Raw genomic sequence first — 14,508 nt, 5'->3', positions numbered from 1 at the left:
GGTGGCATGCAGATTACATCGCTGTAATCTGCCTCACCTGCGGTGCCGGGGGCGTGATCAGTTGGCCGGGGTGCAGGCGCCACCGGCCATGCATTGCGTGATCGTTTCGATCACCGCAGGAGTTGTGTCGAACACATTGCCACCGCAGGGACCGAGGTCGATCACATAGGCCCCTTCGCCGCCGTCCCGTGCGAAGGCGACCGCGTCGTCGGTCGGCGCGAGACCGCCGCACCACGGCCCGGCACAGGAGGGTTGCAGCAGCAATTCCGTCTCGTAGGGAATGGTGAATCCGTCCGGCCCCAGTGCAGTGCCTGAAAAGCGCGCGGCCACGGCGGCGGGATCCCCTGTCTCGGGTCCGCTGCCCATTTCCGGCATCAGCGCCTCGTCGAAGTCGAAGCTGCCGCGCAGCACGACATAGATCTCGGACGCATCGGAGGCCCGCTGGAACGTCTGCGCCGGATCCGGACGCAGGCAGCTGAGTGCGTTGGCCTGACCTGCGACCAACATGGCCGCTGTGAGGAGTGCGATCTGTTTCATATCAGTTGTCCCAATTCTTGAACGACACGGGCATAGACCGCCCGTTTGAATGAGACGATCCCCGGAACCAATTCCTTGGGAGGAACCCATTTCCATTTCGTAAATTCCGGATGTTCTGTCGCGATGTTGATCGCGCTGTCCGGCCCGGTGAACCGGATCAACGCCCAGTCCTGCATCTGACCCCGATACCGCCCCTTCCAGATATTCGGCACGATCTCGGGCGGTAGATCGTAGGGGATCGGCTCGGCCGTCCAGCCGGCGATATGGGCGTGATCGGCGGTGATCCCGGTCTCTTCCCAGAGTTCGCGCATGGCGGCGGTGTCGCGGTCTTCGCCCGGATCAATGCCGCCTTGCGGCATTTGCCATGCTTCCTGAAACCGGTCCGCCCGGGTTCCGACAAAGACATGCCCGTCGCGGTTGACCACCATCAGACCGACGCAGGGCCGATACGGCAATGCGGCGATCTGTTCGGCGGTCAACTGCTTCGACACTGGCTTAGTTACCGCTTTGCGCAAGCGCAGCGGCTGCTGCCGGACCGAGGGCGGAGAGCCCTTTGAGGATGTCGATGGCGTAAGCCAGCTGATAATCCTCTTCACGCAGTGCTGCTGCCGCTTCGGCGCGGGCCTGATCGTCGCGGATGATGTCCAACTCGTCCTGCGTGAGGCTGTTGTTGGAGAGCGCCCCGCGCAGATCGGCCTCGGACCGGAAAGCGGCATCCGAATCCTCTGACTCTTCGTCCAGCGGACGCCTTGGTGGCTGCTGCACGATGATGTCGGGCGAGATTCCGAGCGACTGGATCGACCGGCCGGAGGGCGTGTAATACCGCGCTGTCGTCAGCCGCATGGCACCGTCGCCACGCAGCGGCATGACGGTCTGAACCGAGCCTTTGCCGAAGGACTGCGTGCCCACGACAATCGCCCGGCGGTGATCCTGAAGCGCACCTGCGACGATCTCGGACGCCGAGGCCGAGCCACCATTGATCAGCACCACGATCGGCAGACCTTGGGCCAGATCGCCCGGTGTCGCGTTATACCGATCCCCGTCCTGCGGATCACGTCCACGGGTGGACACGATCTCGCCCGCCTCGAGGAAGGCGTCGGAGACATAGACCGCCTGATTGAGCAGGCCGCCAGGGTTGTTGCGCAGATCGATGACCACCCCGTTGATGTTTTCGATCCCGCCCGCTTCGGCGATCTGTTCTGCCAGACCGTCCGACAGGTTGGGGAAAGTCTGGTCGTTGAAGGTCGACACCCGGAGCACGACGGTCTCGCCTTCGGTCCGCGCCCGCACGGCTGTGAGCCGGATGGTGTCACGAATGATCGACACGTCGAACGGCTCCGGGCTGTCTTCGCGCACGACCGTGATGATGATCTCCGACCCGACAGGGCCGCGCATCAACTCGACCGCCTCGTCGAGCGTCAGCCCGAGCGTGCTTTGGCCGTCGACTGCGGTGATGAAGTCGCCCGACATCATGCCGGCCGCATCCGCCGGGGTGCCGTCCATCGGCGAGACGACTTTGACCCAGCCTTCTTCCTGCGTCACTTCGATCCCGAGGCCACCGAATTCGCCACGGGTCTGCAGCCGCATGTCCGCAGCGTCGTCCGGGCTGAGATAGCTCGAATGCGGATCGAGCGAGGTGAGCATGCCGTTGATCGCGGCCTCGATCAGGTCGGAGGCTTCGACGTCCTCGACATACTCGGCGCGGATTCGTTCGAAGATGTCGCCGAACAGATCCAGTTGTTCATAGACGCTGCCACTACTGGCGGCCTCTTGGGCGATCAACGGGCCTGCGACCTGCGTCGTCACCACCAGACCAAGCGCGGTGCCTCCCGCGACGGCCATCAAAAGCTTTCTCATTGCTGACATCCTCAATACATCATTCCAGCGCGAACCATGTCGCGGGATCTACTGCAGACTGCCCTTCCCTTACCTCGAGATAAAGGGTCTCCGAGCGTCCGCCGCCGACTCCGGCAGCACTTTCGGTCAAAATAGCGTCAACTCCGGGCTGTTCACCACCCATCAGGCCAATCGGCGCCCCTTGCGGCAAAACTTGGCCGGCTTCGCCGAATACCTCCGCCAGCCCCGCAACGACAAGCAGGACATCGGGCGCCGGCTCCAGGATGATGACGTTGCCATAGTCGAGCAGCGGCCCGCGAAACCGCACGGTGGCGGCCGCCGGAGAGGTGACCAGCGACCGCGGTCGTGCAGCGATCACCAGACCGGGCCGCACGATTCCGGCGGCATCCGCCTGATTGAACCGCCGAAGGACAGTGCCCTGCACGGGAAGTCCCAACCCACCCTTGAGCGCCGTCGCGTCCGGGGCGACCCCACCCAGATCCTGATCCACCACATCGGCCAGCCCGCTGGCAAAGGCGCTGAGCGTTTCAGTCGAGGCGATCAGCAAGGCAGTGCGCACAGGGTCTTCGGTAAATCGCTGCGGCAGGTCGGTCCGTTCGGATATCGCTTGTGACAGCTGAGCCCGCGCCTCTTGCGCGCCGTCGAGTCCGCGCCGCAGGGTGTCTGCCGCACTGTCTTGCAGCGCGCGCAGTTGCGAAACCTCTTCCAGATCGGCCTTGAGCTCATCGACCCGCACCTGCAACGCGGGCGTCACCTCGGACACCATCATCCCAGATCGCGCCGTTCCGAGCGGCCCGGACGGGTGCAGCAGCAAGAGCGGAGCCGGAGCGCGACCCATTGTCTGCAACACCCCGAGCAGTTCGGCGACCTCTTCCGAACGGGCGTCGAGTTCCGTTTCGATGGCCCGCTGCCGGATTGCGGCCCGCCGCAGGCCGTCGCGCAGAGCCACGAGGCCATCTTCATAGGCCTGCACGGTTTCGGTAAGCGCTGAGATACGGTCGCTGCCCCGGTCGGCCTCCTGCAACATGACGCTTGCCGCCTCGAGCCGTGCCGCCGCTGCCGCCGCCGCCTCGGCGGTTTCGCCCTGACCCTGGGCCAGTGCTTGCCCCGCCATCAGCACGGCTACGAGGACCGCCCGGCGGATCATCTGACGATCAGGCTCCGCCCCGTCATTTCCGGCGGCAGGTCGAGCCCCATCAGGTCGAGCAGCGTCGGCGCCAGATCCGCCAAGCGGCCGTGACGAAGGCTGACCCCATCCGGCCCACCCACAAGGGCGACAGGCACCAGATTGGTGGTATGCGCCGTATGCGGCCCACCGGTTTTGGGGTCGATCATGACCTCGCAATTCCCGTGGTCGGCCGTGACGATCATGGCCCCACCCGCTGCCTTGAGTGCCGCGACGACCCGTCCCAGCCCGGTATCGACCGCCTCGCAGGCCGCCATCGCGGCCTGAAGATCGCCGGTATGCCCGACCATGTCCGGATTGGCATAGTTGGTCACGATCAGGTCGTAGCCATGCTCGATGGCGGCGACAAAGGCGTCGGTGACTTCGACCGAGGACATCTCCGGCTGCATGTCATAGGTCGCGACCTTCGGAGACAGGGGCATCTTGCGATCCTCGCCGTCTTCCGGGGTTTCCTTGCCACCATTCAGAAAGAAGGTGACATGGGGGTATTTCTCGGTCTCTGCGAGGCGATATTGGCTCAGGTCATGCTTGGCCACCCATTCGCCGAGCGTGTTGACGATCTCGCGTTTAGGAAAGACGGTGTCATACCATGCGTTGTGAGCGTCGGAATATTGCACCATGCCGAGCCGGGCGGTGAGGTCGAGCCGCGGGCCACGATCCCAACCGTCGAAATCCGGGTCAGCGACGGCGGCGAGGATCTCGCGGGCGCGGTCGGCGCGGAAGTTGAGGCAGAACAGCCCATCTTCAGGTGCCATGCCAGAGTAATCGCCAATGACTGTGGCCGGAATGAATTCATCGGTCTTGCCATCCGACGTTGCATTCGTGACGGCCACATCTGCAGTGTCGGACGTCTCGCCCTCACCCAGAACCATGGCGTCATAGGCGGTCTTGACCCGTTCCCAACGGTTGTCCCGGTCCATTGCGTAATAGCGGCCAATAACGGTTGCGATCCGTACGCCATCGGGCATCCGGGTCTGCAGGTCGCTCAGGAAATGCGCCGCTGAAGTCGGCGCAACATCACGCCCGTCGGTGATCGCATGGATCGCCACAGGAACTTCCGCATCAGCAAATGCCTGACACGCCGCAATGAGGTGATCGATATGGCCATGCACACCGCCATCGGACACCACGGCCATCAGATGCGCCGTTCCACCGCTCTTGCGCAGCGCGGCAACAAAGCGCACCAGCGCCTCGGCCTTGGCAAAGGATCCATCCTCGATGGCGAGATCGATTTGCCCAAGGTCCATCGCCACCACGCGTCCGGCGCCGATATTCGTATGCCCTACTTCCGAATTGCCCATCTGGCCCGTCGGCAGGCCCACATCGGGCCCGTGTGTGATCAAGGTCGCATGGGGGCAAGTCGACATGATCTCGTCAAATACCGGGGTTTTTGCCAAGGCCGGGGCGTTTCCCTCGGTCTCTTCGCGCTGCCCCCATCCATCGAGGATACACAGGACGACAGGTTTCGGCACGGACATGGCTGGCTCTCCTCATACTCTGTCGTCGGTTCTAACCCATGGGCTCGGCAAGGTGAACGACAGGGTGCTTCTTTGGGTCAAAAATATCCACGTCGCAACGCGGCCGATGAGCGAATGTTCGGAGGGTATAAGTGGCCGCGCCCAACCTAGCTGCGATGATACGGCGCCCCCGACAGGATCGATGCCGCGCGATACAATTGCTCGGCCAACATGACCCGAACCAGCATATGCGGCCAGACCATTGCCCCGAATGACAGCGCGAAATCAGCGCGGCTTCGCAGGGCGAGATCGATCCCGTCGGCCCCACCGATAACGAATGCAACGTCAGAGCGCCCCTGATCGCGCCAACCCGCCAGTTTGGACGCGAAATCCGGCGATGACAGCACCGCACCGCGCTCGTCCATCACGCAAATCAAGGAACCGTCCGGAATGGCCCGATCCAGCAAGGTCGCTTCGGCAGCCATGCCGCCACCCTTGCGATCCTCCACCTCGCTCACGGCGCACGGCCCGAGAGCAAGCGCCCGGCCCGTTCGGTCAAATCGCTTCAGATAGTCGTCGACCAGATCTTTTTCCGGGCCCGCCCGAAGGCGACCCACAGCGCAGATCGATACCTTCATGTCCTTAGCGGAACGATGCAGCCGGATCGGTGCCAGCAGGCAGCCACATCTTCTCCAACTGGTAGAACTCGCGCACTTCCGGCCGGAACACATGGACGATGATGTCGCCGGTATCGATCAGAACCCAATCGCCGGTTTCCTTGCCCTCGACCTTCGAGATGACGCCGAATTCCGCCTTGAGGCGGTCCGTCAATTTCTCCGAGATTGCGTTGACCTGACGGGACGACCGCCCCGAACAGACGACCATCCAGTCGCCGATCTCGGACTTGCCGCGCAGATCAATCTGCACGACGTCTTCGGCCTTGTCTTCATCGAGGGAGGCAAGAACCGCGCTCAGGAGCGCGTCAGACGTTGCCTTGGTCATGCCGAGATCGCCCTTCTTGCGAGCGCGTTCGGCCGGTGCGGCAGCGGACGAAGCCGCCATGGTGTTGGGTGACAGATCATTGTCCTCCTGAAACGCGCCGCCATCAGCCTCGGCGCAAGGCATGGTGTCAACTTAGCCCTCCAAAAGTGACATTTCAATAAAGGACCTGACGACAGGCGAATTCAGGCCGACAATTGCGCCACTATTCAGCCACTTCACCAACCTCCAACCGATTGCATTCCGGTCAATCCCGTGCAAATCTGAATTGAACCGAAGGAGGGGACAATGGTCGCGACCGTGCGATTGCCTCGAAATATGAGCCCTGTTTTCGCCCTGTGCGTCTTCGTGCAGGGCTGATCCGGGACGACATTCCAATCCTGATCTGCTCTTTTCGGCCCTCGCCGGGCCACTTCCACTTTCAGATCAGAGACCCATCTCATGGCCATTCTAAACCTTCGCAGCCTCGGCGTCACGCTCGGCACGCCCCTTTTCACCGGACTGGACCTGACCCTCAACAAAGCGGACCGGGTCGGGCTCGTCGCCGCAAACGGCCGCGGCAAATCCACCCTGCTGAGCTGTATGACGGGCGCGTTCGAGCCGACCGAGGGAGAGATCACCCGCGCACGCGGATTGCGGATCGGCCATCTCGAGCAGCACATCCCGGACGAGCTGGGTGATCTGCCGCTCCATGCCCTCGTGCTTTCGGCCTTGTCGGCCGAGCAAGCGGAAGAGGAAAGCTGGCGCGTCGATATCGTCCTAGACGACCTGAATATCCCCCAGGATCATCGTCAGACACCGCTTCGCAATCTATCGGGTGGCTGGCAGAGGTTGGCGATGCTCGCCCGCGTCTGGGTGACGGAACCGGACCTGCTGCTGATGGACGAGCCCACAAACCACCTCGATCTCGTGCGGATCGGACTGCTGGAGCGATGGATCGGCACCCTGCCGCGCGATCTGCCGATGGTCATCGCCAGCCATGACCGGGCCTTTCTGGACGCGGTCACCAATCGAACCTTGTTCCTCCGGGCCGAACGAAGCCGACTGTTTCCGTTGCCGTTCAGCCACGCCCGCATTGCTCTGGACGAGGCCGACGCCGCCGATGGGCGACAGTTCGACAACGACATGAAGAAGGCCGCGCAACTGCGCAGGCAGGCGGCGAAACTCAAGAACATCGGGATCAATTCCGGCTCAGACCTACTGATCACCAAGACCAAGCAGCTCAAGGACCGTGCCGCCAAGCTCGAAGACGCCGCGCGGCCCGCCCACGCGGATCGAACGGCCGGTGCGATCCGTCTGACGAACAGCGGCACCCATGCCAAGGCATTGGTTAGTTTTGAGGACGCCCAGATCAGCACCCCTGACGACCGCGTGTTGTTCAAGACCGGCCAAGCCTGGATCAACCAGGGTGACAGAATTGTTCTGCTCGGCCGGAATGGAACCGGCAAGACCCGGCTGATGACGCGGGTCGCACAGGTGCTCCGGGGCGCAAACGATCCGGAGGTCCGCGCAACGCCTTCCATCGTTCCGGGCATCTCGGATCAGGGGTTGAGCCAGCTGGACGGATACGCAACGCCGCTGGAGGCGATCACGCACCAATTCGACCTCGGGGATCAGCGGGCACGCGCGGTGCTGGCCGGCGCAGGCATGTCCATCGACATGCAGAACGGGCCGCTAGTGGCGCTTTCGGGCGGCCAGAAGGCCCGCTTGGCCATGGTGATCCTGCGGCTGGGTCACCCCAACTTCTACCTGCTCGACGAGCCGACCAACCATCTCGATATCGAAGGGCAGGAGATGCTCGAAGCGGAACTGCTCGCGCACGAGGCGACCTGCCTTCTGGTCAGCCACGACCGAAGCTTCGTGCGGGCAATCGGCAATCGTTTCTGGCAGATCGAGCGCAACAGGCTGATCGAAGTCGAGAGCCCGGAGCAATTCTTCAGCTCTCAGTCGGAGCTGACTCTCTAGCCATTTCTTTGGGTCAAAAATATCCTGGGGGTGCGGGGGCAAGGCCCCCGCGAAACCGCGCAAAGCGCACATCGAATGCGCCGAAGGCGCGCTATTCGGTCAGGCCCCTCTCATTTCCCAACAGCCGGACTTCGCGCTGCGGGAACGGGATGTCGATCCCGTTCTCGGCGAATGCGTCCCAAAGCGCGAGGTAGACGTTGCCCCGGATGTTGGTCAGGCCACCGGTCGGGTCTCTGATCCAGAACCGCAGTATATAGTCTACGCTGCTGTCACCGAATCCCACGATATGGCAAACCGGAGGCTTGTCCGGCAGGACCCTCTGCACCGAGGCCGCCGCCGCGATGGCAATGCGGCGGACATCGTGGGGGTTGTTTCCATAGGCGGTCCCGAAAAAGATATCGAGCCGGACGAAATCGTTGGAATGCGACCAGTTCACCACCTGCCCGGTGATCAGATCCTCGTTGGGGATGAGGTATTCCTTGCCGTCACGCGTGGTGATGCTGACGTACCGGGCCCCCAGTGAATTGATCCAGCCGAACGTCTCGCCCAAACTGATCACGTCGCCGGGCTTGATCGACTTGTCGAGCAGGATGATCACCCCCGACACAAGGTTGGACACCACCTTTTGCAGACCAAAACCAAGACCGACGCCGATCGCGCCCGAAAGCACGGCCAGCCCCGTCAGATCGACCCCCACCGCCCGCATCGCAACAAAGAACGCGATGCCGTAGAGCGTGATCTGCATGACCTTGACCATGAGCACCCGCATCGACGGGCTGATCTCATCGTTGCCCTCGATCCGCGCGGTCGCCGTTCGGTTGACCAACCGCGCCACGAAAATCAACACCCCGAGAGACAGAAGCGCTTGCAGAACGAGCAGCATGGAAATCCGCATGTCGCCGATATGCAGGGCAATCGTATCAAGCAGGTTCTCGGATTCTTCGGTCAGCCCGAGGATCCGCAATGTGATCCAGACCCAAGCCCCGTAGCGCACGACACTTCGCAGGATCGGGTTGGCGATCAGCCGGGTTCCGAACGCCACGATCAGCCATGCCGTTGCCAAGTTGGCTACGATCCCAAGCAGGTAGCTTCGGGACGGCCAGGTCACTTCGCGCATGATCAGCACGACGGTCCAGATCAGGACGACAAAGAAGATCGCCCGCAGCCTCTTGTGCACGACAACCAGATACCGCATCCGCCAGCGCGGCCAGCCTTCCCGGGTTCGCATCCAGGCGTGCAATCGAGGTGCCAGCACGGCCCGAAGGATGTGCGCCAATGCCAACAGGCCGATCGCGATCAGGATTTGGTAGAAATTCCAGGGCCGCAGCAACGTCGCGAGGAAGACCTCGGCTTGCCCGATAAGCTCTTTTCCGATTTGCAATATGTTGCTCGCCTGCGCGGCGAAGGTGTCGTCTAGCTCCATTGACCCGCCTTTGTTGCCTTTCCATACTGACCGTTCGGTCCCGTTTCGGCAAGCAAACTAAAGGTGTTCCGGGGCGTCTTTCCGACCTGACAATCCGACGCGCGGGTTTGCCGGATGCGGACGCGGTGTGGGCTCTCGTCGTTCGCATTTTGCAGGTCTCCAGCCTGCCGGATTATGGCCCCGACAACATCGCCCGCCTTGTAAGCCACTTTACCCCCGAGACCGTCGCGGAAGCCATTGATCGCAATAACATGATACTGGCCGAATCCAACGGCCGCATGTTGGCCACCGCCAGCCTTGGCGGCACGGCGGCAGATCCCCAAGCATACGCGCTGCGCACCTTCTTTGTGGACCCGGACGCCCAAGGCATGGGGATCGGTTCGCGCCTTCTTCCACAGCTAGAGGCGCACGCCCGCGATCTGGGGGTGACCGCTTTACCAGTTCGCTCATCAATTAGCGGAATGCCCTTCTATGAGGCGCGCGGCTTTGAGGTTGTCGACGAGGTCTGGGACGGTGACGCGTTGACCTTTCAGATGTCAAAGACCCTGATTTGATTCGGTGGCGCTGCCATCAAGACGAGCGTTCAACGCGACGATCACTCACCGCCAAACTGTAAAGCTCGCCATCCCACACAGTTCTTCACACAAGCCCGCCGAATCGTTTTACCGTTTCGGGATGAACGCCCACCGAGGAAGGAGAAGATCATGACCCGTTCATTCATGGGAGGAGTGGCAGCCATTGCACTGTCGGCCCTCTTAATACCGCCGGCGCAGGCGCAGTCGTGCCAGCAGGTCAGTTTTCCCGCCGGTTTCACCTCTGGCGCGATTGAAGGCCAAGTTTCGCCCGATGGTGTGGTCTGTTACGCATTGAATATGGCCCCGCATAACAACAATCTGGGCCTGAGCATTTCAGGCCGCAATGTGATGTTCGGCTTCAATGATGGTTTCAATGCGATGGACGCTCAAACCCAAACGCAGTTGGTGCCGGAGGGCCCGACCGTGCGCGTGACCGTGAGCCAGTTGATGCGTTCTGCAACCACCGAGCCCTTTCGCCTGACCGTGACTTTTCTGCCTCCCGGCAATGGCTAGGAGCGACGTTGCGTATCCGGCCGCCCACGCGAAGGCGTGACGTCGGCCACCGCGATCGCTGCGTCCGCGGGTGAACTAAAGCATCGGCACCTCGACGCCTTTGGCTAGTCGGGCTGAATACGGTCGGCGATCACCTCGGCGCGCTCTGTTTCGGACAGCAACGCCATCGCATCGCCCCAAAGAGCCGGGCCGTCAGGAATATCGTCGCCGCGATAGGTATAAGGCCGAAGCGACCCGAAGTTGTCGGGCTTTTCGTCATTGATCGTAACGTATTGATCGAACGTCACCCAATCGCGCGCGGTTGGCGTCAGTTCCGCACCGTCCAGCGATTTTACCTGCAGCGACAATGTTCCGGCCAAGAAACTCATGAGCCCCTGTGTCAGCACGCCAACGGCCTCGCCATCCCGGATGAACCTGTGAAACGATGCGCCGGTTCGGCCCAGATCAACGACCTCTCCGGTTTCCCAGTTTGCCAGATAGACCCGTGTTTCGGCATCGAGCAGGACGTGCGGCCCGAATTTGGAAACCTGCATGTACTGGGTTGGAAGTTCGCCCTGCCCTGTCAGCGACCCGACCTGTTCCCACGCCCCCTCGCGGTAGATCGACAGTGCAACCTCGGCATCCGCGTCGTAGCCGAAGACCTGCAGGGCGAGCAAATGGCCGTCGTGGGTCCAATCGAGCGAGATCGTCTGGTCGGGGGCGGAAAAGGTGTCGATCAGGTTTCCGGTCGTGGCATCCCACGTGGCGACGAGACCATCGGCCGCAGCGGCGAGTAGCGTGCCATCCGGCGAGAACCCGATCACGACGCCCGGCTCTCGCCCGGCAAGTTCGGTGAGCGGAGGCAAGGGACTGCCTTCCGAGGACCGGAATCGCAGGACCACGCCATCGACCATATGCCATGCCGCCACGAGGCTGCCATCGGGCGAGAACGCGGGCGGCAGCGCCGGGCCGTAGACGTTGCTTATCGTCGCGCTGAACGGCATCAGGTCGGCTATGACCTGGCCGTTACGAGGGTCGACGAGGATATGCGGTGGCTCCTCCTCGATCGGGAGGTAGACCGGCCCGCCGCGCGATACCATGGTTTGCGATTCAGTGTCGAATTCGATCGTTGGTGAGCCGGTGCCCGGACTTGTCATCGTGGCGTTGATCCCCATGACGACAGCCCGAGTCCCGTCGGAGTTGACGGCATAGCCTTGCCATGTTTCCCGATCCACGTTGACGACACGGGCGGCCATCGCCCGCAACAACGCCTCGTATGCCTCCGGGTAATACTCCAGCGTCGCGGCCTCGGGTTCGTCCGGTAGTCCCTTCAACGCCGCCGCCACAGCCGCGCGTCGATCACCGAGCGCAATCTCGGTCAACGCCTGTTCGGCGAAATCCCTGCTCTGGTTCAGAATCTCGTCTGGCGGCTGCGCCGAAAGCGGCACGGCGAGGCATGAGATCAGGACGAGGATCGCGATCAGTTTCATCTGGCACTCCCATCGAGCGTTCTGCGGTCAGATGGCGGGATGGTTCGGAAATCGGATCGGCCTGTCAAGCGAGGGTGCTGCTTGTCGCGCACCCTGCCGTGACCGGCAAGGCATCCGCCGCCCGCGACAGGACTTGCGAGACTCACCTCACCTGTATATCTGACCGCTTATGAAAACTCTTGTTGTCATGGATGATCGGTCCCGCTTGCCTTGGCGGTTCTATGGTGCCCGTCGCACCATTCTGGCCCACCTATGACCCATGCTCCGCGCGTCTCCCGCGCGGACATCCACCGAGCTGACCTTTTACCCACATAATACTGGAGAGGACCCCATGTCCCCCAAGACCCTGTATGACAAAATCTGGGATGCCCATCTGGCTCACGAGGCCGAGGATGGCACCTGCCTGCTGTATATCGACCGCCATCTGGTTCACGAAGTGACCAGCCCGCAGGCGTTTGAAGGCCTGCGCATGACCGGCCGCACGGTTCGCGCACCGGACAAGACCATCGCCGTGCCTGATCACAACGTTCCGACCACGCTGGACCGTGCCAATGCGGCCACGATGACCGAGGACAGCCGCGTTCAGGTCGAGGCGCTCGACAAGAACGCCAAGGATTTCGGCATCCACTACTATCCGGTCTCTGACGTTCGCCAGGGCATCGTGCATATCGTCGGCCCCGAGCAGGGCTGGACTTTGCCCGGCATGACCGTGGTGTGCGGTGACAGCCATACGGCAACGCATGGTGCCTTTGGAGCCTTGGCGCATGGCATCGGCACGTCCGAGGTCGAGCACGTTCTGGCCACACAGACGCTGATCCAGAAGAAGTCCAAAAACATGAAGGTCGAGATCACCGGCAAGCTCCGCCCCGGCGTGACCGCCAAGGATATCACATTGATGGTGATCGGTGAGACCGGCACCGCCGGCGGCACCGGCTATGTTATTGAGTATTGCGGCGAAGCGATCCGCGATCTGTCGATGGAAGGCCGCATGACCGTCTGCAACATGGCCATTGAGGGCGGCGCCCGCGCAGGCCTGATCGCCCCGGACGAAAAGACCTATGAATACGTCAAAGGCCGCCCCCATGCGCCCAAGGGTGCTCAATGGGATGCAGCGCTGGCATGGTGGAAGACCCTCTATTCCGACGACGACGCGCATTGGGACAAGGTCGTGACGATCAAGGGCGAGGATATCGCTCCGGTCGTCACATGGGGCACGTCGCCCGAAGACGTGCTGCCGATCACCGCGAAAGTCCCTGCCGCCGATGATTTCACCGGGGGCAAGGTCGGTGCGGCGCAACGTTCGCTCGACTATATGGGTCTGACCCCCGGAACCCCGTTGTCCGAGATCGAGATCGACACTGTCTTTATCGGCTCTTGCACAAATGGACGGATCGAAGACCTCCGCGCTGCTGCGGCGATCCTCAAGGGCAAGAAGAAGAAGGACGGCATCCGCGCGATGGTCGTTCCCGGCTCTGGCCTCGTCCGGGCGCAGGCCGAGGAAGAAGGGCTGGCGCAGATCTTTATCGACGCGGGCTTTGAGTGGCGATTGGCTGGCTGTTCGATGTGTCTGGCGATGAACCCCGATCAGCTCAGCCCGGGCGAGCGCTGTGCTGCGACGTCGAACCGCAACTTCGAGGGCCGTCAGGGCCGTGGCGGTCGCACCCATCTGATGAGCCCCGCGATGGCGGCGGCGGCGGCCGTAACCGGCCGCCTGACAGACGTGCGCGAGATGATGTGATCGGGCGGGTGCGCCATCCGCGCACCCGACGCCTTTGATATTCAGGGTCTGTGCCTGCACACACCCCTTTCCGAAAGGATACGGAATGGACAAATTCGACAAACTCAGCGGAATTGCCGCCCCCATGCCCCTCGTCAATATCGACACGGACATGATCATCCCCAAGCAGTTCCTCAAGACGATCAAGCGCACAGGTCTTGGCGTGAATCTCTTTGACGAGATGCGCTATGATGCGGACGGCAACGAGATCCCCGATTTCGTGCTGAACAAGCCGCAGTATCGCGACGCCTCGATCCTCGTTGCCGGCGACAACTTCGGCTGCGGCTCCAGCCGCGAGCACGCCCCTTGGGCGCTGGCCGATTTCGGCATCAAATGCATCGTGTCGACCAGCTACGCCGACATCTTTTACAACAACTGCTTCAAGAACGGCATTCTGCCGGTCGTCTTGCCTCAAGAGCAGGTCGACCTGCTGATGAAGGACGCCGAGAAGGGATCGAACGCCCGGATCGAAGTGGATCTGACGGCGCAAACCATCACCACGTCCGACGGTGATGTCATTGCATTCGACATCGACCCATTCCGCAAGCATTGCCTGATCAACGGCTTGGACGATATCGGTCTGACCATGGAGAAGGCCGCATCCATCGATGCCTTCGAAGCTCAGGCCGCCCAATCCCGCCCTTGGGTCTGATCCCGGCGTAAATGACAAGCACGGGCCGAAATTTCGGCCCCTGCTTCCCAATTTCGCGAAATCGGACACACTCAGCTGTGTCGATTAGAGTCGAAAAC

The 14,508-nt window shown here is 62.2% G+C and carries 14 protein-coding genes; 5 read left to right on the top strand and 9 right to left on the bottom strand.

Annotation, left to right across the window (positions count from 1 at the left end; translation table 11 throughout):
- Positions 1-57: 57 nt before the first annotated feature.
- The 7 genes from LOM8899_RS11220 to rsfS all read right to left on the bottom strand — a co-directional run bounded on the left by LOM8899_RS11220 (position 58) and on the right by rsfS (position 6,039).
- On the bottom strand, positions 58-537 hold the full coding sequence (locus LOM8899_RS11220; protein ID WP_093992324.1) for a hypothetical protein: 480 nt from the start codon (positions 535-537) through the stop codon (positions 58-60).
- On the bottom strand, positions 534-1,028 hold the full coding sequence (locus LOM8899_RS11215) for an RNA pyrophosphohydrolase (protein ID WP_281253225.1): 495 nt from the start codon (positions 1,026-1,028) through the stop codon (positions 534-536). Before LOM8899_RS11215 ends, LOM8899_RS11220 begins: the two co-directional genes overlap by 4 nt.
- 4 nt (positions 1,029-1,032) lie before the next feature.
- Positions 1,033-2,394: a S41 family peptidase gene (locus tag LOM8899_RS11210; protein WP_093992323.1), complete on the bottom strand. Its 1,362-nt coding sequence runs from the start codon at positions 2,392-2,394 to the stop codon at positions 1,033-1,035.
- Between the two features lie 19 nt (positions 2,395-2,413).
- Positions 2,414-3,541, bottom strand: a complete 1,128-nt coding sequence (locus tag LOM8899_RS11205; RefSeq protein ID WP_093992322.1) for a murein hydrolase activator EnvC family protein — start codon at positions 3,539-3,541, stop codon at positions 2,414-2,416.
- Entirely contained in the window at positions 3,538-5,058 is a 1,521-nt protein-coding gene (gpmI, locus tag LOM8899_RS11200) for a 2,3-bisphosphoglycerate-independent phosphoglycerate mutase (RefSeq protein WP_093992321.1), read from the bottom strand. The genes LOM8899_RS11205 and gpmI overlap by 4 nt, the downstream gene beginning before the upstream one ends.
- Before the next feature lie 146 nt (positions 5,059-5,204).
- Positions 5,205-5,675 carry a 23S rRNA (pseudouridine(1915)-N(3))-methyltransferase RlmH gene (gene rlmH, locus LOM8899_RS11195; protein WP_093992320.1) on the bottom strand — a complete coding sequence of 157 codons (471 nt, stop codon included), beginning with the start codon at positions 5,673-5,675 and terminating at the stop codon, positions 5,205-5,207.
- Between the two features lie 4 nt (positions 5,676-5,679).
- Positions 5,680-6,039: a ribosome silencing factor gene (gene rsfS, locus LOM8899_RS11190; protein WP_370739348.1), complete on the bottom strand. Its 360-nt coding sequence runs from the start codon at positions 6,037-6,039 to the stop codon at positions 5,680-5,682.
- A 438-nt stretch (positions 6,040-6,477) separates the two neighbouring features.
- On the opposite strand from rsfS, the gene LOM8899_RS11185 reads away from it, so the two are divergent.
- The gene (locus tag LOM8899_RS11185) at positions 6,478-8,001 is read left to right on the top strand and encodes an ABC-F family ATP-binding cassette domain-containing protein (RefSeq protein ID WP_093992318.1); all 1,524 of its coding nucleotides are present in this window, start codon (positions 6,478-6,480) and stop codon (positions 7,999-8,001) included.
- 91 nt (positions 8,002-8,092) lie between these two features.
- Here LOM8899_RS11185 and LOM8899_RS11180 read toward each other — a convergent pair whose 3' ends face one another.
- Positions 8,093-9,424: a mechanosensitive ion channel family protein gene (locus LOM8899_RS11180; protein WP_093992317.1), complete on the bottom strand. Its 1,332-nt coding sequence runs from the start codon at positions 9,422-9,424 to the stop codon at positions 8,093-8,095.
- Positions 9,425-9,549: 125 nt separating this feature from the next.
- On the opposite strand from LOM8899_RS11180, the gene LOM8899_RS11175 reads away from it, so the two are divergent.
- Both LOM8899_RS11175 and LOM8899_RS23235 read left to right on the top strand, forming a co-directional pair.
- Entirely contained in the window at positions 9,550-9,978 is a 429-nt protein-coding gene (locus LOM8899_RS11175; protein ID WP_168770531.1) for a GNAT family N-acetyltransferase, read from the top strand.
- A gap of 150 nt (positions 9,979-10,128) precedes the next feature.
- Complete coding sequence (locus LOM8899_RS23235) at positions 10,129-10,512, top strand: hypothetical protein (RefSeq protein ID WP_133065023.1); 384 nt, start codon at positions 10,129-10,131, stop codon at positions 10,510-10,512.
- Positions 10,513-10,616: 104 nt separating this feature from the next.
- Here LOM8899_RS23235 and LOM8899_RS11165 read toward each other — a convergent pair whose 3' ends face one another.
- A complete protein-coding gene (locus LOM8899_RS11165) occupies positions 10,617-11,981 on the bottom strand; it encodes a WD40 repeat domain-containing protein (RefSeq protein ID WP_093992314.1) in 1,365 nt (454 codons plus the stop codon).
- 331 nt (positions 11,982-12,312) lie between these two features.
- On the opposite strand from LOM8899_RS11165, the gene leuC reads away from it, so the two are divergent.
- Complete coding sequence (leuC, locus tag LOM8899_RS11160; protein ID WP_093992313.1) at positions 12,313-13,719, top strand: 3-isopropylmalate dehydratase large subunit; 1,407 nt, start codon at positions 12,313-12,315, stop codon at positions 13,717-13,719.
- A gap of 85 nt (positions 13,720-13,804) precedes the next feature.
- Complete coding sequence (gene leuD, locus LOM8899_RS11155) at positions 13,805-14,410, top strand: 3-isopropylmalate dehydratase small subunit (RefSeq protein WP_093992312.1); 606 nt, start codon at positions 13,805-13,807, stop codon at positions 14,408-14,410.
- Positions 14,411-14,508 lie beyond the last annotated feature (98 nt).

It is taken from the genome of Flavimaricola marinus (genome assembly GCF_900184895.1).
Taxonomy (GTDB): domain Bacteria; phylum Pseudomonadota; class Alphaproteobacteria; order Rhodobacterales; family Rhodobacteraceae; genus Flavimaricola; species Flavimaricola marinus.
Note: the sequence above shows the minus strand (reverse complement) of the source record. Positions and strands in the feature narration are given on the sequence as shown.